Source organism: Streptomyces sp. CA-243310, from assembly GCF_050936775.1.
Lineage (GTDB): Bacteria > Actinomycetota > Actinomycetes > Streptomycetales > Streptomycetaceae > Streptomyces.
The window spans coordinates 2,632,282-2,651,565 of sequence record NZ_JBNJMF010000002.1 but is presented as its reverse complement, the minus strand read 5'-3'; the positions used below and the strand labels follow the sequence as shown (position 1 = coordinate 2,651,565).

At 73.4% G+C, this 19,284-nt stretch carries 16 protein-coding genes; 5 read left to right on the top strand and 11 right to left on the bottom strand.

Features of this window, described 5'->3' with window-relative positions:
- Window positions 1–87: 87 nt before the first annotated feature.
- From ACQEVM_RS29540 to ACQEVM_RS29520, 5 genes are all read right to left on the bottom strand, one after another.
- Window positions 88–2,373, bottom strand: a complete 2,286-nt coding sequence (locus ACQEVM_RS29540) for a heavy metal translocating P-type ATPase (RefSeq protein ID WP_433084008.1) — start codon at window positions 2,371–2,373, stop codon at window positions 88–90.
- Between the two features lie 91 nt (window positions 2,374–2,464).
- Entirely contained in the window at window positions 2,465–2,698 is a 234-nt protein-coding gene (locus ACQEVM_RS29535; protein ID WP_053675008.1) for a heavy-metal-associated domain-containing protein, read from the bottom strand.
- Between the two features lie 130 nt (window positions 2,699–2,828).
- Entirely contained in the window at window positions 2,829–3,029 is a 201-nt protein-coding gene (locus tag ACQEVM_RS29530) for a helix-turn-helix transcriptional regulator (RefSeq protein ID WP_351377553.1), read from the bottom strand.
- A gap of 278 nt (window positions 3,030–3,307) precedes the next feature.
- Window positions 3,308–4,321, bottom strand: coding sequence for a Gfo/Idh/MocA family protein (locus tag ACQEVM_RS29525; RefSeq protein WP_433084005.1), 1,014 nt, complete (start codon window positions 4,319–4,321; stop codon window positions 3,308–3,310).
- 19 nt (window positions 4,322–4,340) lie between these two features.
- Complete coding sequence (locus ACQEVM_RS29520; protein ID WP_433084003.1) at window positions 4,341–5,255, bottom strand: sugar phosphate isomerase/epimerase family protein; 915 nt, start codon at window positions 5,253–5,255, stop codon at window positions 4,341–4,343.
- A 120-nt stretch (window positions 5,256–5,375) separates the two neighbouring features.
- Here ACQEVM_RS29520 and iolC point away from each other — a divergent pair, with 120 nt between their 5' ends.
- The 4 genes from iolC to ACQEVM_RS29500 are packed head-to-tail and all read left to right on the top strand — an operon-like array spanning window position 5,376 to window position 10,555.
- Window positions 5,376–6,293 carry a 5-dehydro-2-deoxygluconokinase gene (gene iolC / locus ACQEVM_RS29515; RefSeq protein ID WP_433085453.1) on the top strand — a complete coding sequence of 306 codons (918 nt, stop codon included), beginning with the start codon at window positions 5,376–5,378 and terminating at the stop codon, window positions 6,291–6,293.
- Window positions 6,294–6,307: 14 nt separating this feature from the next.
- On the top strand, window positions 6,308–7,135 hold the full coding sequence (gene iolB / locus ACQEVM_RS29510) for a 5-deoxy-glucuronate isomerase (RefSeq protein WP_433085451.1): 828 nt from the start codon (window positions 6,308–6,310) through the stop codon (window positions 7,133–7,135).
- A 34-nt stretch (window positions 7,136–7,169) separates the two neighbouring features.
- Window positions 7,170–9,044, top strand: coding sequence for a 3D-(3,5/4)-trihydroxycyclohexane-1,2-dione acylhydrolase (decyclizing) (gene iolD / locus ACQEVM_RS29505; RefSeq protein ID WP_433084001.1), 1,875 nt, complete (start codon window positions 7,170–7,172; stop codon window positions 9,042–9,044).
- 11 nt (window positions 9,045–9,055) lie between these two features.
- Window positions 9,056–10,555, top strand: coding sequence for a CoA-acylating methylmalonate-semialdehyde dehydrogenase (locus ACQEVM_RS29500; RefSeq protein ID WP_433083999.1), 1,500 nt, complete (start codon window positions 9,056–9,058; stop codon window positions 10,553–10,555).
- Window positions 10,556–10,643: 88 nt separating this feature from the next.
- Here the strand turns inward: ACQEVM_RS29500 and ACQEVM_RS29495 are convergent, their stop codons facing one another.
- From ACQEVM_RS29495 to ACQEVM_RS29470, 6 genes are all read right to left on the bottom strand, one after another.
- Window positions 10,644–11,993 carry a hypothetical protein gene (locus ACQEVM_RS29495; RefSeq protein WP_433083997.1) on the bottom strand — a complete coding sequence of 450 codons (1,350 nt, stop codon included), beginning with the start codon at window positions 11,991–11,993 and terminating at the stop codon, window positions 10,644–10,646.
- A 68-nt stretch (window positions 11,994–12,061) separates the two neighbouring features.
- The gene (locus ACQEVM_RS29490) at window positions 12,062–13,174 is read right to left on the bottom strand and encodes a WxL protein peptidoglycan domain-containing protein (RefSeq protein WP_433083995.1); all 1,113 of its coding nucleotides are present in this window, start codon (window positions 13,172–13,174) and stop codon (window positions 12,062–12,064) included.
- 202 nt (window positions 13,175–13,376) lie between these two features.
- A complete protein-coding gene (locus tag ACQEVM_RS29485; protein WP_433083993.1) occupies window positions 13,377–14,669 on the bottom strand; it encodes a hypothetical protein in 1,293 nt (430 codons plus the stop codon).
- A 264-nt stretch (window positions 14,670–14,933) separates the two neighbouring features.
- Complete coding sequence (locus ACQEVM_RS29480) at window positions 14,934–16,097, bottom strand: S8 family peptidase (protein ID WP_433083991.1); 1,164 nt, start codon at window positions 16,095–16,097, stop codon at window positions 14,934–14,936.
- Window positions 16,098–16,461: 364 nt separating this feature from the next.
- Window positions 16,462–17,529: a 4'-phosphopantetheinyl transferase superfamily protein gene (locus tag ACQEVM_RS29475; RefSeq protein ID WP_433083989.1), complete on the bottom strand. Its 1,068-nt coding sequence runs from the start codon at window positions 17,527–17,529 to the stop codon at window positions 16,462–16,464.
- A 527-nt stretch (window positions 17,530–18,056) separates the two neighbouring features.
- Window positions 18,057–18,584 carry a hypothetical protein gene (locus ACQEVM_RS29470; RefSeq protein ID WP_433083987.1) on the bottom strand — a complete coding sequence of 176 codons (528 nt, stop codon included), beginning with the start codon at window positions 18,582–18,584 and terminating at the stop codon, window positions 18,057–18,059.
- Window positions 18,585–18,814: 230 nt separating this feature from the next.
- Between ACQEVM_RS29470 and ACQEVM_RS29465 the strand changes: the two genes are divergently transcribed.
- Entirely contained in the window at window positions 18,815–19,279 is a 465-nt protein-coding gene (locus ACQEVM_RS29465) for a DUF1992 domain-containing protein (RefSeq protein ID WP_433083985.1), read from the top strand.
- Window positions 19,280–19,284: the final 5 nt, after the last annotated feature.

Below are 19,284 nucleotides of genomic sequence, written 5' to 3'. Positions count from 1 at the left end.
CCGTGCAACCGCCCGATGGTTACGTTCGAATCACTGTGATCTGCGTCTCCCGTGAAGGAGATGTGCGCACGGTGCGAAGGCGATCCCCTATCGGAACGACCGCAACCGGAGGCTGTTGGTCACCACGAACACCGAAGAGAAGGCCATCGCCGCACCGGCGATCATGGGGTTGAGCAGGCCGGCCGCCGCCAGCGGCAGCGCCGCCACGTTGTATCCGAAGGCCCAGAACAGGTTGCCCTTGATGGTGGCCAGGGTCCTGCGCGACAGTCGGATCGCGTCCGCCGCCACCCGCAGGTCGCCGCGTACGAGCGTCAGGTCGCTCGCCTCGATGGCCGCGTCGGTGCCGGTGCCCATCGCCAGCCCCAGGTCGGCCCGGGCCAGTGCGGCGGCGTCGTTGACCCCGTCGCCCACCACGGCGACCGTACGGCCCTGCTCCTGAAGCCGCCGGACCACGTCCACCTTGTCCTGTGGGAGCACTTCGGCGATCACCTCGTCGATGCCCACCTCGGCCGCCACCGCCTCGGCCACGGCCTTGTTGTCGCCGGTCAACAGGATCGGCGTGAGGCCGAGCGCGCGCAGTCGGGCGACCGCCTCGGCGCTGGTGTCCTTCACGGCGTCGGCCACGGTCAACACCCCGCGCGCCGTCCCGTCCCAGGCGACCAGCACCGCCGTGGCGCCCGCCGCCTCGGCCGCGGCCCTGGCCCCGGCCAGCGACTCCGGCAGGGTGACCCCCCGCTCGGTCAGCAGCCGCTCCCGGCCCACCAGTACGGCGTGTCCGTCCACCACGCCCCGTACGCCGAGCCCCGCCAGGTTCTCGAAACCCTCCGGGACCGGCAGGGATCCGACCCGCCGCGCCGCGCCGTCGGCCAGGGCGCGGGCGATCGGGTGCTCGGAGGCGTGCTCCAACGAACCGGCCAGGCGCAGCACTTCCTCCTCGGTGGTGCCCTCGGCGGCGTGCACGCCGGACAGGGTCATCCGGCCGGTGGTGACCGTTCCGGTCTTGTCGAGGACGACGGTGTCCACCCGGCGGGTGGACTCCAGGACCTCGGGCCCCTTGATCAGGATGCCGAGCTGGGCCCCGCGCCCGGTGCCGACCATCAGGGCGGTCGGGGTGGCCAGGCCGAGCGCGCACGGGCAGGCGATGATCAGGACGGCCACGGCGGCGCCGAATGCGGCCGTCGGGTCGTCGGTGACGAGCAGCCAGGTCACCCAGGTGCCGAGGGCGAGCAGCAGGACGATCGGCACGAAGATCCCGGAGACCCGGTCGGCCAGTCGTTGTACCTCGGCCTTGCCGTTCTGCGCGTCCTCGACCAGCTTCGCCATGCGGGAGAGCTGGGTGTCGGAGCCGATCCGGCCGGCCTCGACGACCAGGCGCCCGGAGGCGTTGACGGTTGCGCCGGTGACGGCGTCGCCGACCCCGACGTCCACGGGCACGGACTCGCCGGTCAGCATCGAGGCGTCCACGGCGGAGGCGCCCTCGACGACGGTGCCGTCGGTGGCGATCTTCTCGCCGGGTCGGACGACGAACCGGTCGCCCACCACGAGCGCGGCCACCGGGATCCGCACCTCGGTGCCCCCGCGCAGCACGGCCACGTCCTTGGCGCCGAGTTCGAGCAGGGCCCGCAGGGCCGCGCCCGCCTTCCGCTTCGAGCGGGCCTCCAGATAGCGGCCGAGCAGGATGAAGGAGACGACCCCGGCCGCGACCTCCAGATAGATCGCGGAGGAGCCGTCCGTGCGCGAGATGGTGACGTCGAAGCCGTGACGCATCCCCGGCATGCCCGCGTGCCCGAAGAACAGGGCCCACAGCGACCAGGCGAAGGCGGCCAGGGTGCCGACCGAGACCAGGGTGTCCATGGTGGCCGCGCCGTGCCGGGCGTTGGTCCAGGCGGCCTTGTGGAAGGGGAAGCCGCCCCACACGACCACGGGGGCTGCCAGGGTGAGCGAGAGCCACTGCCAGTTGTCGAACTGCAGGGCGGGGATCATGGCGAGCAGCACCACGGGCAGGGACAGGGCGACGGACACCAGGAGTCGTTGGCGCAGGGCCGACAGCTCGGGGTCGGGTGCGGCCCGCCCGGTGGATCGCGTCTCCGTCGGGGCGGCCGTCGGAGCCGGCTCCGGGGGCGGGGGCTCCTCGGCGGTGTACCCGGTTCTGACCACCGTCGCGATCAGGTCGGCCACCCGTACGTCACCCGCGTACGAGACCTTCGCCTTCTCGGTGGCGTAGTTCACCGTTGCGGTGACCCCGTCCATCCGGTTCAGCTTCTTCTCGATGCGGGCCGCGCAGGAGGCGCAGGTCATGCCGCCGATGGTCAGTTCGGTCTCGGTGGTGTCGGCCGCTGTCGCGGGTCCGTCGTGCACTGTGCTGCCGCTCATGTCCGGCTCCGGGGGGGAGGGCCGGGTCGTACGGGTCCGGTATGAGTCGGCCGGTACGACCCGGCGGGTGTTGCCGAGGGAGGTGTGGGGCTCAGGCCTGGCCGGCGAGCTCGTAGCCGGCCTCGTCCACGGCGGCGCGCACGGCATCCTCGTCGAGGGGGGCGGTCGAGATCACCGTGACCTCGCCGGTGGCGGCGACGGCCTTGACCGAGGTCACGCCCGGCAGGGTGGTGAGTTCGCCGGTCACCGCGCCCTCGCAGTGCCCGCAGGTCATGCCGGTCACCCGGTAGACGGTGGTGGTCTGGGTGTCCGTCTCGGCGCTCATGTCGTTCTCCTCGTCGGGGGCGTGTGCGGTCGCCGGAAGCGGCGGTGTGTACTCCACCGTGCTCCCGTCACTTCGAGACTATACCCCTAGGGGGTATTGACGCGAGTGTTCTCGACCTCCGTCGACCGTTTCAATCCTCGCGCCGCCCCCGGTTGCCCGGGCGCCGGGCCACCCAGGCGCGGATGGTGTCGGCGTGCCAGTAGGGCTTGCCGCCCTCCACGTGGTCCGGGGCCGGGAGCAGTCCGTGCTTGCGGTAGGAGCGCACGGTGTCCGGCTGGACCCGGATGTGCGCGGCGATCTCCTTGTACGACCACAGCTGCCGGTCGCTCATCGACGACACCTCCTTGTCCACGCCGCGGGGCCGGCCGGGCGGCCGTCGGGGGAGCCGGCGCGTGGACAGTGACGATCACTCGGGTTGTGCCCGAAGAACGACGGCGAGTGAGCGAGGGGGAGGGGCTGTCGCGCCCCTGTGACGGAAAACCCGCGAAATGCGGATATGCGTGACACAAGGGCGACCTCCGTGACAGACATGACACAGGGGTCGAGTGGGATGAAATGACCGGTCGACGGTGTGGGGCCGGCGGTGCGGCGGGGGCCGACGGTGCGCGGTCAGCGGTACAGCGGGGGCCGTTCCACCAACTCCACCGGCGTCCGCACCCCGCCGCGCGCCGCGGCGAGCCCCGCCTCGGACACCGCGGCCGCCGCGTACCCGTCCCACGCGTCGGGCCCGGCGATGCCGCCCCGCGCGGCAGCCGCCACCCACCGCCGCATCTGCCGGTCGTACGCGTCGGCGAACCGGGTGGTGAAGTCCTGGGTGATCTCCCCGCCCCACCGGCCGGCCGACTCGACGACCATCGCGTGGCCGTCACCGATCCGGGCACTGCCGGACTCGCCGACCGCCTCGCACCGGACCTGATAGCCGAAACCGCAGTTGACGAAGATCTCCACGTCCACGATCGCGCCACCGGACGTCTCGAACAGCACGAAACGCGGGTCGCTCAGCCCGGACGGGGCGGCCGACGACGGGGTGGGGGACAGGACGGTCACCGCCGTGACCTCCTGGCCCAGCAGCCAGCGGGCCGCGTCCACCTCGTGCACCACGGAATCGCTGATCAGCATGTCGCTGGTGAAGAAGGACGGCGAGGCGGCGTTGCGGTGCCGGCAGTGCAGGAACAACGGTCGCCCGATCCCGCCCGCGTCCAGCAGCTCCTTCAGACGCTCGTACTCGGCGTCGTGGCGCCGCATGAAACCGACCTGGACCAGCCTGCGGCCCAACCGCTGCTCCGCCTCCATGATCCGCAGCGCGCCGGCCGGATCGGGGGTCAGCGGCTTCTCGCACAGCACCGGCAGCCCCTGTCGCAGGGCGTGCAGGATCGCCTCCTCGTGCGCCGGGCCGGGGGAGGCGATCAGTACGGCGTCCACACCGGGCGCGGCCATCGCGGCCTCCGGGTCGGTGTGCGCGCTCGCGCCGGCCAGGCCGCCCGCGACCTCCTTGACGCGGTCGCCGTCCGGGTCCGCCACCGCCACCACGCGGGCCCCACCGACCGTCCGGCCGATGCGACGGACGTGGTCGGCGCCCATCCTTCCGGTGCCGATCACGGCGATGCCGAGCGAGTCGGTCATGTCACGTCCTCTCAAAGGGTCAGCGCGCGCCACAGGAGCGCAGGTGGGAGCGGGTCCGGCGGGCGATCGGCAGCGGCCGGTCCGGCGAACACGGGTACATGTCCTGCTCGACGATCGCGAACAGGTCCACACCGAGGGCCTGCGCCGCCGCCAGCACCGGTTCCAGCGCGGGCACCCCCGACGGCGGCTCGCACATCACCCCGCGGGCGACGGCCGGCCCGAAGGGCAACCCCTGCGCCACGACCTCGGCGAGGACCGCCGGATCCACCTGCTTCAGATGCAGGTAGCCGATCCGCTCCCCGAAGGTCTCCACGGCCCGGACGCTGTCCCCGCCGCAGTACGCGTAGTGCCCCGTGTCCAGGCAGAGGGACACCAGCGCGGGATCCGTCGCGTCGAGGAACCGGGCGACGTTCTCCGGGGTGTCGATGTGCGTGTCGGCGTGCGGGTGGACGACGATCCGCAACCCGTACCGGTCCTGGACCTCCCGCCCCAGCCGCTCCGTCTGGGCGGCCAGATCACGCCATTGACCGGGCGTCAGCGTGCGGTCCTCCAGCACCTCGCCGGTCTTGTCGTCGCGCCAGAACGAGGGGATGACGACGAGGTGGGCCGCGCCCATGTCCCGGGTGAGCGCCGCGATCCGCGACACGTGCTCCCAGGTCTCCTCCCAGACGGCGGGGCCGTGATGGAGTCCGGTGAAGACGGTGCCCGCGGACACCCGCAGGCCGCGCCGGGCGGTCTCGTCGGCGAGACGGACGGGATCGGTGGGCAGGTAGCCGTACGGGCCGAGTTCGATCCACTCGTACCCGGCGTCCGCGACCTCGTCGAGGAAGCGGTCCCAGGGAGTCTGCCGGGGATCCTCGGGGAACCAGACACCCCAGGAGTCCGGAGCCGAACCGACACGGATACGGGTCAACGTGGGCGGGGAGGACGTCATGGCGGCCACCTTAGGGTGCGAGGCTCGACGGGACGGGGAAGAAGAGGTTCGGGGGAAAGAGGAGACGTGACGGACGTGCCGGTGAACGCCGCGGAGGGGTCCGCGTTCGACCTGATCACGATGGGCCGGATCGGGGTGGATCTCTACCCGCTGAGAACGGGGGTACCGCTCGCCGAGGTCGACGCCTTCGGCAAGTTCCTCGGCGGCTCCCCGAGCAACGTCGCCGTGGCGGCGGCCCGGTTGGGGCGGCGGGTGGCGGTGATCACCCGCACCGGCGCGGACCCGTTCGGGGCGTACCTGCGGGCCGAGCTGCGGGGGTTCGGCGTGGACGACCGCTGGGCGACCGAGGTGGCCGCGTACCCGACGCCCGTCACCTTCTGCGAGATCTTCCCGCCCGACCACTTCCCGCTGTACTTCTACCGGCTCCCCAAGGCCCCCGACCTGGAGATCGCACCCGACGAGGTGGACGTGGAGGCCGTACGGGCGGCCCGGGTGTTCTGGATGACGGGGACGGGCCTGAGCGCGGAGCCGAGCCGGAGCGCGACCCTCGCGGCGCTGGAGGCCCGCTCGAAGTCCGGGACGACCGTCTTCGACCTGGACTGGCGGCCGATGCTGTGGGAGGGGGATCCGGGGCCCTGGTACGAACGCGCCCTGGCCCTGGCGACCGTGGCCGTCGGGAACACCGCGGAGTGCGAGGTCGCCACCGGCGAGAGCGAGCCGTACGCCGCCGCCCGGGCGCTGCTGGCGGCCGGCGTGGAACTGGCCGTCGTCAAGCGCGGCCCCGCCGGCGTCCTGGCCGTCCACCGGGACGGGACGACCGTCGAGCTGCCGCCGGTGGCCGTCGAGGTGGTGAACGGCCTCGGCGCGGGCGACGCGTTCGGCGGCGCGCTGTGCCACGGGCTGCTCGCCGGGTGGAAGCTGGAGCAGGTGCTGCGGTACGCGAACGCGGCCGGGGCCATCGTGGCCTCCCGGCTGGCCTGCTCCACGGCCATGCCGTACGCCGAAGAGGTCGAGGAGGTGCTGGGGTCGTGGCGGTGACCGTGTCGAAAGACATGAGGCTGACCGCGCTGCGGGTGGTGGAACTCGCCCCGGGCGAGACGCACCCGCACGCGTGCGGTGACCACGAGTGGATCGTCCTCCCGCTGGCGGGAGGGTGCGTGGTGCGGTGCACCGAGCCCGCGGGCGCCGGCCCCGCGACGGAACGGGTCTTCGAACTGCGCGGGCGCCCCGACGTGTTCCGCGCGGTCACCGACTTCGCGTACCTGCCCCGCGGCGGCCACGCCTCGATCGAATCCGCCGACGGGGGCCGCTTCGCCCTCGTCGGGGCGCGCTGCGAGAGGACGCTGCCCGCCCGGTACGGGCCCGCCCGCGAGGTTCCCGTGGAACTCCGGGGCGCCGGCACCTGCTCCCGCCAGGTCAACAACTTCGCCGCCGCCGACGTCTTCGAGTGCGACCGGCTCATCGCCGTCGAGGTCCTCACCCCCGGCGGGAACTGGTCCTCGTACCCGCCCCACAAGCACGACGAGCACCGGCCCGGCCGGGAGTCCCGGCTGGAGGAGATCTACTACTTCGAGATCGCCCCGCACGACGACGTCCCAGGCCTCGGCTACCAGCGTGTCTCCCCCTCGCCGGCCGGGAAGACCGACATCCTCACCGAGGTGAGGACCGGAGACGCCGTGCTCATCCCCGACGGCTGGCACGGGCCGTCCATCGCGGCGCCCGGGCACGACATGTACTACCTGAACGTGATGGCCGGCCCCGACCGGACCAGGGAGTGGCTGATCAGCGACCACCCCGACCACGGCTGGATCCGGGACACCTGGGCCGGCCAGGACATCGACCCCCGGCTGCCGTTCCACCGCGCGCAGGACGCCGGATGACCGGGCCCGCCCGCCACCGAGGGGAGGACGCCCCATGACCACCAGGCTGACCGTCGCCCAGGCCCTGCTGCGGTTCCTGTCCGCCCAGTACACCGAGCGGGACGGCCGCCGCCGGCGGCTGATCGCCGCGACCTGGGGGATCTTCGGACACGGGAACGTCGCCGGGATCGGGCAGGCACTGCTGGAGAGCGGACCGGAGCGGATGCCGTTCCTCCAGGGCCGCAACGAACAGGCCATGGTGCACGCCGCCGTCGGCTACGCCCGCCAGAGCGGACGCCTGTCCACCCACGCCGTGACCACCTCCATCGGGCCCGGCGCGACCAACCTCGTCACCGGGGCGGCTCTGGCCACCGTCAACCGGCTCCCGGTGCTCCTCCTGCCCGGCGACACCTTCGCCACCCGGCCCGCCGACCCCGTGCTCCAGCAGCTGGAGGTCCCCTGGGCCGGGGACGTCTCCGTCAACGACACCCTGCGGCCCGTGTCCCGCCACTTCGACCGGATCAGCCGCCCCGAGGCCCTGATCCCCGCCGCCCTCCAGGCCGTACGGGTGCTCACCGACCCCGTGCAGACCGGCGCCGTGACCCTCGCCCTGCCGCAGGACGTACAGGCCGAGGCGTACGACTGGCCCGAGGAGTTCTTCGCCGAACGGGTGTGGCGGGTGCGCCGGCCCCGGCCCGACCGGGACGAACTCGCCGAGGCCGCCGAGGCCGTACGGGGCGCCGCCCGCCCCCTGCTCGTGGCCGGCGGCGGGATCCGGCACAGCGCCGCCGGGGCGGCCCTCGCGGAGTTCGCCGACGCCACCGGGATCCCCGTCGCCGTCACCCAGGCCGGCAAGGGCTCCCTCGCGCACGACCACCCGGCCGGTGTGGGCGCCATCGGGCACACCGGCACGGCCACCGCCGACGCCCTCGCCCGGGAAGCCGACCTCGTGATCGCCGCGGGAACCCGGCTGACCGACTTCACCACCGCCTCCGGGACCCTGTTCCGCGACCCCGGGGTCCGCTTCCTCGGGCTGAACCTCGACCCGTACGACGCCCACAAACTCGCCGCGAAAGCGCTGGTCTGCGACGCCCGGACCGGCCTGGAGGAACTCCGGGAAGCCGTCGCCGGGTACCGCGTGGACCCCGCCTACGAGGCGGCCTACCAGGACGGCGCCCGGCAGTGGGAGCGGCTCGTCGACCGGGCGTGGCAGACCCCCGACGAGAACGCCGTCCCCACCCAGGCCCAGGCGCTGGGCCTGCTCGACTCCCTCGTCGACGCCTCCGACATCCTGATCAACGCCGCCGGCTCGCTCCCCGGCGACCTGCACCGACTGTGGCGGCCCCGGTCCGCCGACCAGTACCACGTCGAGTACGGCTACTCCTGCATGGGCTACGAGATCCCGGCCGCGATCGGCGTGGCCCTCGCGGCGCCCGGCCGCCCGGTGTGGGCGCTCGTCGGTGACGGCACGTACCTGATGAACCCGACCGAACTCGTCACGGCGGTGCAGGAGGGAATCCCGATCAAGGTGGTGATCCTCGACAACCACGGCTACGCGTCGATCGGCGGACTGTCGCAGGCGGTGGGCGGCGAGGGCTTCGGGACCGCGTACCGCTTCCGGGGGCCGGACGGCGCGTACGACGGCGAGCCCCTGCCGGTGGACCTCGCACAGAACGCGGCCTCCCTCGGGATGGTGGTGATCTCCGCCCGCACCATCGGTGACCTGCGAAAAGCTCTCGCGGAGGCACGGGGGAGCGACCGCCCCACATGTGTCTACGCGCAGACCCGAACACCCGACACTGTGTCGGGCCCACCCCCGCCACAGGCGTGGTGGGATGTTCCCGTGGCCGAGACCGCGACCCGATCGTCGGCGGCCCCGGCCCGTGAAGAGTACGACCGGCAAGCCGCGCAGCGACGTCGCCATCTGTGAAGGAGCAAGGCATGAAGACCGTCAACCACTGGATCGGTGGCAAGACCGTCGAGGGCGCGTCGGGCAACCACGGCCCGGTCACCGACCCGGCCACCGGCGAGGTCACCACCCGGGTCGCGCTCGCGTCGAGCGCCGAGGTCGACGCGGCGGTCGCCGTCGCGAAGGAGGCCTTCCTGTCCTGGGGCCAGTCCTCGCTGGCCGCCCGGACCAAGGTGCTGTTCGCCTACCGCGCCCTCCTGGACGCCAACCGCGACGCCATCGCCGAGCTGATCACCGCCGAGCACGGCAAGGTGCACTCGGACGCCCTCGGTGAGGTGGCCCGAGGCCTGGAGATCGTCGAGCTGGCCTGCGGGATCACCACGCAGCTCAAGGGCGAGCTGTCCACGTCGGTGTCCAACCGGGTGGACGTCTCCTCGATCCGCCAGCCCATCGGCGTGGTCGCCGGCATCACCCCGTTCAACTTCCCGGCGATGGTGCCGATGTGGATGTTCCCGTTGGCCGTGGCCTGCGGCAACACCTTCATCCTCAAGCCCAGCGAGAAGGACCCGTCGGCGTCCAACAAGCTGGCCGAGCTGGCCACCGAGGCCGGCCTGCCGGCGGGCGTGCTGAACGTGGTCCACGGAGACAAGGTCGCCGTCGACGCGCTGCTCGCCCACCCCGACATCGCGGCCGTGTCCTTCGTCGGCTCCACCCCGATCGCCCGACACATCCACACCACCGCCTCCGCCAACGGCAAGCGCGTCCAGGCCCTCGGCGGCGCCAAGAACCACATGCTGGTGCTGCCCGACGCCGACCTCGACGCCGCCGCCGACGCGGCCGTCTCCGCCGCCTACGGCTCGGCCGGCGAGCGCTGCATGGCGATCTCCGCCGTCGTCGCCGTCGGTTCCATCGCCGACGAGCTGGTGGAGAAGATCCGCGAGCGCGCCGAGAAGATCAAGATCGGCCCCGGCAACGACCCCACCTCCGAGATGGGCCCGCTGATCACCGCCGCCCACCGCGACAAGGTCGCCTCGTACGTCAAGGGCGCGGCCGCGCAGGGCGCCGACGTGGTCCTCGACGGCACCGGCTACACGGTCGAGGGCAACGAGAACGGCCACTGGATCGGCCTGTCGCTGCTCGACAACGTCAAGACCGACTCCGACGCCTACCGCGACGAGATCTTCGGCCCGGTGCTGTGCGTCCTGCGCACGGAGACCTACGAGGAGGGCGTCGCCCTCATCAACGCCTCGCCGTTCGGCAACGGCACCGCGATCTTCACCCGCGACGGCGGCGCCGCCCGCCGCTTCCAGCTGGAGATCCAGGCGGGCATGGTCGGCGTGAACGTCCCGATCCCGGTGCCGGTGGGCTACCACTCGTTCGGCGGCTGGAAGGACTCCCTCTTCGGGGACCACCACATCTACGGCAACGACGGCATCCACTTCTACACCCGCGGCAAGGTCGTCACCACCCGCTGGCCGGACCCGTCCGACGCCCCGGCGGGCGTCGACCTGGGCTTCCCCCGCAACCACTGACCGCCCGGCGCGAGACGACGACCCCGGCCCACCCCTCACGGGCCGGGGTCGTCGGCGTGCGCCGTCGGGGGGCGCCGCGGCGCCCCGGTCAGGGTCTGAGCAGCGGCCAGACGTCCGTGGGGGCCGTGGGGCTCCAGACCACGTCGGCGTGGCCGAGGCCCGGGACGGTGGTGAACGCGACCCGGGTGTTGCCGCACGCGCGGATCACGTCGGCTCCCCGGGACTCGTCGCCGCGCCCCAGTTCCGCGTTGACCCACACCACATCGGCCCGGATGCGGTCCCAGGCGATCCGGTACGTGGCCTCGTCGCCCGCCCAGATCGCGGCGAGGTCCCGCATCAGGGCCGTCGGGATCAGCCCGCTGCCCAGGGCGGCCGTGGCCGCGTGCCAGGTGGTCAGCGGAGTGTGGGTGAGGGCGAACCGGTCCTCGGCGGGGGTCGCGCCGAAGACGTACTCGCCGGCGGCGTGACCCCGCCGGTGGATCCAGTTCGCCTCGCCGGGCAGGTCGGCGGTGCGGATCAGCGCGAAGTGGGCCAGCCCGGCGTTGGTGAAGCGCAGGTCCGGATCCGGCGGCCAGGGGACGGGGGAGGGGGAGTGCGGGTCGGCCACCGCCCGCGCGACGAGGGCGGCCAGGCCGGGATCGCTCGCGTGCGTGCCGCCCGCGACCAGGTCCGCGTACACGTCCCGGGTTCTCGCCGCCCGCGCCGCCGGGTCGCCGGTGTAGGGGCCGGTGGTGTCCAGGACGAGGACCCGGCGCAGCCGCGGCGACGGGTCGTGCGAGGCGGCGTCGAGGGCCAGGGCTCCTCCGGCGGAGTGGCCGGCGTACTGGTAGGGCAGGCGCAGTACGGCGTCCAGCGCGGCGACGACACCGGCGAGGTCGCGGCGGTGCGCCGCGAGCCCCCGGTCGGCGGTGACGTCGGCGACGCCGCCGGCGGCGTCCTCGCGCGGGGTGACCCCCACGATCAACAGCCCCTGACGGCGCAGGTGGTGGGCGAGGCCGCCGCCGGCGTGGCCGTCGGGGGTGAAGTAGTCGGCGGTGAAGTTCAGGCCGCCGCCCGGCAGGAGGTACACGATGCCGTGCGGCACCCGCGTGGTGTCCGCGAGCACCTCGACCGTGACCGGGGCCGGGCCGCCGTCGTGGAGCGGGAGGGTGAGGCGGATCCAACCGTCGCCGGGGAGGTAGACGGCGGTGCCCGTGCCCAGGGCGCGTTCGACGCGGGTCAGCAGGCCGGCGCCCTTCACCGCCGCCCCGGCCTCGTGCGCCACGGCGGTGATGCGGGGGGTGGGCGTCGCCCGCACCGGGCCGGCCCGCACCGGGCCCACCTGCGCACGGCCGGCCCGCACCGGGTCGACCCGCACCCGGCCGGCCCGCACCGGGTCGGCCCGCGCGTCGTCCGCGTACGGCCCGTCGGGCCGGGGCTCGCTGTGCTCTCGTCCCATCGCAAGTGCCTCCCCCTTGCCGGCGGCGGCCGAATGCCGTCGCCGTCAACTGGGGACACCCTCGCCGGTCAGGGCGTCCGCGCCAAGTGCGGTACGTCTTCCACTTGTTGCGGCCCCGCGTTCCTCCTGCGGCGCAGCGTCGCGAAGGCGATTCCGGCGACCGTCAACAGCAGCGCGATGCCTGCGGCGAGCCACGGTACGGCGAGGAAGTCCGTCTCGGACTCCGAGGCGAGATCCGGGTAGGCGCTCGCCCCCGCCGCCACCTTGACCGTCACCCAGTCCAACTGTGGCGAGTCCGCCCACGGTTCGGTGAGCTCGATCCGCTGTCCGGGCAGGAGCACGAGCCTCGGCTCGCGGGCCGGCCGGTCCAGCACGTTCCGCCCGAACAGCCCCTCGGCGGAGATCCTCACCTTCGGCTCCACGACCACGTTGCCCCGGTTGACCAGCGCGTACGAGACGGTCGCGCGGGCGTCATGGAACCAGGGCAGCAGCGGCGCGCCCCGGCTGACCCGCACGTCCTCCACGCTCAGGCCGGGGGTCAGCGGTCCCGGTACCCGGAAGTACAGGCGGGCGCCGACCGAGCGCTTCACCCCGACCTGCACCTTGCCGTCCGCCCGGACGCCCTCCACCGCCGTGTTCAGCGCGACTATCCCGCCGACGTGATCGCCCGGGGTCGCGTCCTCGGGGACCTTCACGGTGAACGGGATGTCCTCGCGGCCCTTCGGCGGGACGGTGACGGTACCGGCGGCTCCGGTCGACAGCGCCGTCCAGGTGCCCACGTCCTTCGGCTTCGACTCGACCGGCAACAGTGCGAACGCGCCGCCCACCAGGGTGTTCACGGCGTCGGTCGCGAAGACCTGGAAGGTCAGCTCCCGGTCGGAGGAGTTCACGATCGTCACGCTGTCGCGGACGGCGCTCCCGGCCGCGCCCTGGTGGAAGAAGTACGCCCGGTCCGTCATCGCGGCACCGGCGGGCGGCGTCGGGAACACCCCCCACGTGCCGTTGTCGGCGGCCGAGGCCGAGGCGGCGGGGAGGAGGCCCACGACCGGCAGGAGCAGGCCGAGGAGCAGGCCGAGGAGCAGGCCGAGGAGCAGGCCGGGGCGCAGGCCGTGCAGAGGGCGGAGGGGGTGACCGGGCTGCGGCCTGCGGGGCGTACCGGACGGGGAGGGGCGGGTGCGCATGGGCGGGTCTCCAGACGGGACGGTCGCGGTGGGCGGCCGGGACGACCGGCGGGTGGGGAAACCGGGGAAGGCGCTGGGGGAAACCGGGAAGGCGCTGGGGGAAACCGGGAAGGTGTGGGGAAACCGGGAAGGTGGTGCGGCGCCGGGGAGCGCCGCACCACCCTGGGCCGGTCCCGATCAGGGGATCGAGAACCGGTTCCGATCAGGAGATCGAGAAGGTGACGACCGACTGGTAGGTGTCGGCGAACATGAACGACGGGAGCTGGATCATCCCGGCGCCACCGACCGCGAACTCACCGCCGGTCAACTCGTCCCCGCCGGCGGCCTGGGAGGCCACCTGCATCGGGGTGTCCGTGATCGCCCCGGGCGTACCCGCGGTGCACGTGCTCGGGCTGTCCGGGTTGGTGACGGTGCAGGACGGCTGGATGCCGATCTGCGCCTTCGGCATGGAGTGCCCGGTCGTGGCGTTCAGGAACGGCGTACGGGTCGCCGTGACGTCCCAGCCGAGCGAGCCGCCGCGGAAGTCCTGGACGGTCGCGGCGTTGAACACGCCGACCACCGACTGGGGCTTGCCGTTGATGGTGACCGAACCGAAGTCAACGGCCGGTTGACCGTCCTTCGGGCCGAGGGCCAGCGGCCCCGGCAGCACCTCGACGTCCACGGGGTTCTTCACGCCCGCCTGGTCCTCCAGGAACACGAAGGACTTGTACGGGGTGATCGCGCCGTCGATCCTGAGGGCGTCGGCCTTCTTGGTGACGGTGACGTTGCAGGTGGCGGCGCCCGAAGAGTCCGCAGAACCCGTACCGGTGTCACCGGTCGCCACGCCCGCCAGCAGGGCGGAGCAGGTGACCGCGCCGGCCGGGAAGTTGGCGCCCGTGACGACGACGGCGGTGCCCGCCTTGCCGCTGTTGGGCGTCACCTTGGTGGTGATCGGATCCTTCGGGAGGGCCTCGACCGCGACCGAACCGAGCGAGGCGCTCGGACGGGGCGCGGGGGTGCAGGTCGTGGTGAAGACCGACCCGCTGAGGTCGGCGTCGGTCACGGCCAGGTCGAGTTTGACGTCGACCGAGGTGCCCTCGGTCCCGTCCGGGATCCTGATGGTTCCGGAGAACGCCTTCGGGTCCAGCGGCTGTCCCGCCACGACGCTGACGGTCTCGGGCGGGCTGGTGACCACCTGGGTGGTCGTGCCCACCTTGAGGGTGATCTTGGAGGTGTTCACCGTCGTGACGGAGAAGCCCGGGATCAGCGGGCTCGCGCCCGGGTCGATGGTGATCGGGACGACGTCGCCGGCCTTGGCGCCGTCCGGCAGGGTGACCGTGAAGTTCTGGTTGCCGGAACCGTCGGGCTGCGGCGCCGGAGCGTCGCAGTTCTCGAACACCGCTGTGGTCTTGGTCGCGGCCTGCGCCGTCCCCGCCAGACCCACGACGCCACCCGTCAGGGCCAGGGACAGTGCGCCCGCCCCGGCCAGAACTCTTCGTCGGAACGTTGTACTCACTGGGTCGCGACTCCTTCGTCAGACGAACCCCTCCCCCCACCCGCTGTGTGGGGAGGCCGAGCCGGTGCGGAGGCCGACATTGACGCGTCGCCGTGATGAGAAGTCAATGGCTTGCTTTCCCCCGAAGCACACACAAATTGATGTCCCATCAGAACAGGTCTGACGGGATATCAGGTACCGACCGGTCGGTGGGCCTGGCGGAAGGTCGCCGGGAGGTCGCCGGGAGGTGTGGGTGGGGCGGTCGGGTCTCCCGGACGGTGGGTGTCAGCGGTCGATCGGAGTGTGCAGCAGCAGGTTCGCGGTCCCCGCCGGGAGGCCGGTGATCCGGTCCCTCCCGGCATCCCGCAGCAGGGCGGAAGTGACCTCCTCGGGGGTCTTCGCCGTCCCGCCGGCCAGGATCAACGCGGCGACCCCCGCCACGTGCGGGGCCGCCATGGAGGTGCCGGTGGCGCGCGCGAGGGCGGTGGTGGAGCCCTTCCAGGCGGACACGACGGACACGCCCGGCGCGAAGAGGTCCACGCACCGGCCGTGGCCGGAGAACGCGGCCCTGCGGTCGCCGGCGTCGGTGGCGCCCACAGTGACGGCCTGCGGGACCCGCGAAGGAGATCCGTCGCAGGCGTCCTCGGCGGAGTTGCCGGCGGCCACCGTGAAGGTGACCCCGGCGGCCACCGCTCGGACGATCGCCGCGTCCAGGGCGTGACTGCGGGCGCCCCCCATGCTCATGTTGGCCACCGCGGGCGTCCTGCCGCGGACGGCGTCCCGCACCGTCCAGTCCAGGCCGCGCAGCATGTCCGACAGGCGGCCGTCGCCCCTGCAGTCGGCCACCTTCACGGCCACGAGGGACACCCCCTTCGCGACCCCGTACGTGGCCCCGCCGATGGTGCCCGCCACGTGCGAGCCGTGCCCGTTGCAGTCGGTCGCCGTCTCGCCCCGCACCGCGTTGTGGCCGAAGCGGGCGCGCCCGCCGAACTCCTGGTGCGCCGTGTTGATCCCGGTGTCCAGGACGTACGCCGTGACGCCCGCCGCCTTCGTCCCGTACGTGTACGAGGCGTCGAGCGGGAGATCGCTCTGGTCGATCCGGTCCAGGGTCCAGGGCGCCTGCGGCTGTGTGTCGTCGACGTGGAACAGGGCGTCCGGTTCGACCGACGCCACCCGGGGATCGGCGGCCAGGGCGGCGGCGCGGGAGGCGGTCGTGCGCAGGGCGAACCCGTTCAGCGCGGTGTCGTAGACGGCCCGCACCTCGTCACCGGAGTCCGCCGCCTCGGCGGCGAGGGCGCGGGCGGCGGCGGGGGCGCGCGTGCTGTCCTTGAGGACCACGACGTAGGGGGCGAGGGGGGCTGCGGCGGCGGTCTCGCCGGCGGGCGCGGTCGACAGGGCGGCCGTCGCCATGAGGGCGGCGGCCGGGAGCAGCGCGGTGAATGCGGTCATGCGGCCGATGCTCGGCGAGGCGCGGGTCGGGCGCGCGGAGGGTGCGCCGAGTGGGCGCACGACACGCCGCCGCACGGACGACGCGGAGCCCCGGGCGGGCCGGCCGTCGGGGCGCGAGGACGGGCGGACCGGCCGTCGGGGCGCGGTGCCGGGAAGTGCGTCCTCCACCCCGAGACCATGGCGGCGGGCACGCCGTCCACCTACGCGACGAGCGTCAGCGTCCGGGCACGACCAGGAGACGAGCCGACCGGTCCGCGCGGGCAGGTCCGTCGAAAGGCCCCTCGGCGGACCGCGGTTCCGCGGTGGTGAGAGCGCGGCGAATGTCCATGACGGCCACCCCGCGGCGTGCGTCCCGCGGGACCGCTCAACGCCCGGACACGGCCAGGGCCGCGGCGTAGCCCGTCGGGGCCGGCAGGTCGCGCAGGGTCCAGCCCGTCACCGGGGCGGGGGTGGGGCCCGAGCCGACGTACGGATCGGTCAGCCCGAGGGCCAGGCCCGTACCGGTGGCCTTGAGGTAGGCCTCCTTGCGGGACCACAACCGGGCCATCGGTACGCGCCGTTCCGCTTCCGGGAGCGCGACGAGTTCCGCCGTCTCCGCCGGGTGCAGGGTCCCGAGGACGTCGGCCACCGCCTGCCCGCTCGGTACGCCCTCCACGTCGACGCCCACCGGCGCCCCGGCGAAGGCCAGGTACGCCAGGTCCCCGCTGTGGGACAGCGAGAAGTGCACCGCGCCCCCCGCCACCGCGGGCCGGCCGTGCGGGCCGCCGCAGCACGGGCAGTCCTCGCGGACCAGCGTGACCTTCTCCGGCGCCAGCCCCAGGTAGCCGCCGAGCAGCGCGCGAAGCCCCAGGTGCGAGGCGATGTAGCGGTGCCGGTCGCCGGGGCGCAGCAGCCGGCCCGCACGGTCCTGTTCGCCGGCGTCGAGCACCGCCGACGCCTCGGCGACCGCGTGGCCGCCGACCACGTCGCGCGTGGTGTCCAGGGCCCACACGGCCACGGTCGCGCCCGCGGGGAGCGCGCCGAGTCGCGGCGCTTCACCGCCGAGTTGATTCACTTCCTCGGTCACCTGATCAGGGTAGACGAGCCGCCCGCCGCCCCGGACGGCCTCGTCCCGGATTCGTCGTACCGCAGATCGGGGGAACACCGTGCCCGGTGCCGTGTTCACGCCGGAAGGCGACCGGATCCGGTGGGCCGAACCGCCCGGTGCGGAACCGGCCCCGTGTGTACCTGCGCGGCTCGGCGCTCCTGCGGGACGAGCCGTCCGGGGCGTGAGCTTCCAGGCGTGCAGGGCGTTGGCTGCGTCCTCGACGGTGGGCTGGAAGGTGAAGAGCTGATCGAGGCCGACGATGCGGAAGACGTTCGTCAGCTCGGGACTCAGCCCGACGACGAGCAGGGTGGCGTCGACCTCGCGCGCACGGTGATGGGCGCCCACGAGCACGGTGATGCCGGTGGAGTCGTAGTAGGTGAGCGGGAGACGTCGATCAGCACGGGGACGTCGGGACCGAAGGGCGTCTCCCGGATGACCCGGGTGAGTTCCGGTGCGGTGTGGTGGTCGAGTTCGCCGACGACCACCAGCACGGCGGCCCCGCGTTCCGGTGGACGACGTACCCGGTCCCCGTCATGTCGCCTCTCACACCGCCTCGTCGACCGTGCCTCCTCGTGCGAGGTGCCGCTGTCCTGTTCCACGGATCACGTCAACGAGCCCCTACGGACGGCCCGGTGGCCGGGCGGGTGTCCCACGGTCCCGGCGGCCATGACGCGGAGGGGACGGGAGCGCGACACCGGCGGGCCACGCCCGGGCATCGGCTGCCGTGGACGAAGGGGTGGCCAGTGACACGTTCCGAGCCGCTGCGGCGGCAGGGAGTCAGGACGGCAGGCGGTACGCGGCGGATCGTGGACGCCCCCACGCAGTCAGCCCCCTACGCCGTCAGGCCCCCACGCCGTCACCCACCCGCGCCGTCAGCCCCCGGCCCGCACCGCGTGGACGTTCGACGGGGCGCCGTCCCGCGACTCGACACCCGGCGACCGGGTCCCGTCGGTCCAGGCGTAGACCTTCTTCCCGCGCACCGCGACCTGGTACTGGTGCACGCCTCGGCACTCGGTGCGCTCGTCCCGGCGGGTGTCGCCCGGCCACCACCGGGCAGCCAGATGAGGGTTGCGCACGGCCTTGGGGGCGCCCGTGGCGCACTGCGGGCCGTCCAGCGGGGTCTCGCCCAGTGTGAACCGGATCAGCCGGGCCTCACCGGTGGTGCGTGCCTGTATGCGTATGTCGGTGGCGTCCTGCGGTATCCAGCCGGGCAGCGAGAACGTCCGCCCCTCTCGGGTCGGCGCGTCCGCCACGGTCGCGAAACGCTTGCTCTTCTCCTTGAACACGCGGTCGTTGAGGGTGTCGGTGACCGGGTTGGGCGGGAGGTTCGGCAGCGCGAAAGCGGCAGTGGCGAGGGCTCCCACGGTGGCGGCGGCGATGACGAGAGGGCGGCGTTTCATGGTCACGAGTGTTCCTGCCCGGAGGCGTCGCGCGCGTCCCTCCCCAGGACGAACCGGGAGTCTGCCGGAAGTCTGACAAGGCCTCATACCTGAGAGCGGCTCGACCGCCCTCACCAGGCACGAAGCCCGCCCCTGCACGATCCCGGAGCGACCGCCTAGGCTGGATGGCAGGAGCAGTTCGTCGTACAGGGATCCCCGCGGGCGAGGGTCCTCGTGTCCGAGGAGGAACCGTGACCGAGCGCAAGCCGACGGGCGTCAGCATCGAGTCCTGGGTGGACCGGCAGATCCGGGAGGCCGCCGAGCGGGGCGAATTCGAGAGCCTGCCGGGCTACGGGAAGCCGCTGGCCTCGCTCGACGCCCCCTACGACGAACTCTGGTGGATCAAGGGCAAGCTGCACCGCGAGGGCTTCTCCCCGCTTCCCCCCTCGCTCGCGCTGCGCAAGGAGGCCGAGGACGCGAAGGAGGCGGTCCGGGCGGCACGGTCCGAACGACAGGTGCGGGACGTCCTCACGGTGATCAACGAGAAGATCGGCAAGGCCCTGCGCATGCCGCCGCCCGGGCCGCCCCTCAACCTCGGCACCTTCGACATCGAGGCCGAGGTCGCGACGTGGCGCGCGGACCGCGAGGCCACCGAGGACCGCCGGAACCCCGAGCCCCCCGAGAGTCCCCGGGCACCCCGGAGCCCCCGCCCCTGATCCCG

Excerpts from the sequence above, each read along its gene's own strand:
- ACQEVM_RS29540 (WP_433084008.1), bottom strand. The coding sequence starts at position 2,373 with ATGAGCGGCAGCACAGTGCACGACGGACCCGCGACAGCGGCCGACACC.
- ACQEVM_RS29535 (WP_053675008.1), bottom strand. The coding sequence starts at position 2,698 with ATGAGCGCCGAGACGGACACCCAGACCACCACCGTCTACCGGGTGACC.
- ACQEVM_RS29530 (WP_351377553.1), bottom strand. The coding sequence starts at position 3,029 with ATGAGCGACCGGCAGCTGTGGTCGTACAAGGAGATCGCCGCGCACATC.
- ACQEVM_RS29525 (WP_433084005.1), bottom strand. The coding sequence starts at position 4,321 with ATGACCGACTCGCTCGGCATCGCCGTGATCGGCACCGGAAGGATGGGC.
- ACQEVM_RS29520 (WP_433084003.1), bottom strand. The coding sequence starts at position 5,255 with ATGACGTCCTCCCCGCCCACGTTGACCCGTATCCGTGTCGGTTCGGCT.
- iolC (WP_433085453.1), top strand. The coding sequence starts at position 5,376 with ATGGGCCGGATCGGGGTGGATCTCTACCCGCTGAGAACGGGGGTACCG.
- iolB (WP_433085451.1), top strand. The coding sequence starts at position 6,308 with ATGAGGCTGACCGCGCTGCGGGTGGTGGAACTCGCCCCGGGCGAGACG.
- iolD (WP_433084001.1), top strand. The coding sequence starts at position 7,170 with ATGACCACCAGGCTGACCGTCGCCCAGGCCCTGCTGCGGTTCCTGTCC.
- ACQEVM_RS29500 (WP_433083999.1), top strand. The coding sequence starts at position 9,056 with ATGAAGACCGTCAACCACTGGATCGGTGGCAAGACCGTCGAGGGCGCG.
- ACQEVM_RS29495 (WP_433083997.1), bottom strand. The coding sequence starts at position 11,993 with ATGGGACGAGAGCACAGCGAGCCCCGGCCCGACGGGCCGTACGCGGAC.
- ACQEVM_RS29490 (WP_433083995.1), bottom strand. The coding sequence starts at position 13,174 with ATGCGCACCCGCCCCTCCCCGTCCGGTACGCCCCGCAGGCCGCAGCCC.
- ACQEVM_RS29480 (WP_433083991.1), bottom strand. The coding sequence starts at position 16,097 with ATGACCGCATTCACCGCGCTGCTCCCGGCCGCCGCCCTCATGGCGACG.
- ACQEVM_RS29470 (WP_433083987.1), bottom strand. The coding sequence starts at position 18,584 with ATGAAACGCCGCCCTCTCGTCATCGCCGCCGCCACCGTGGGAGCCCTC.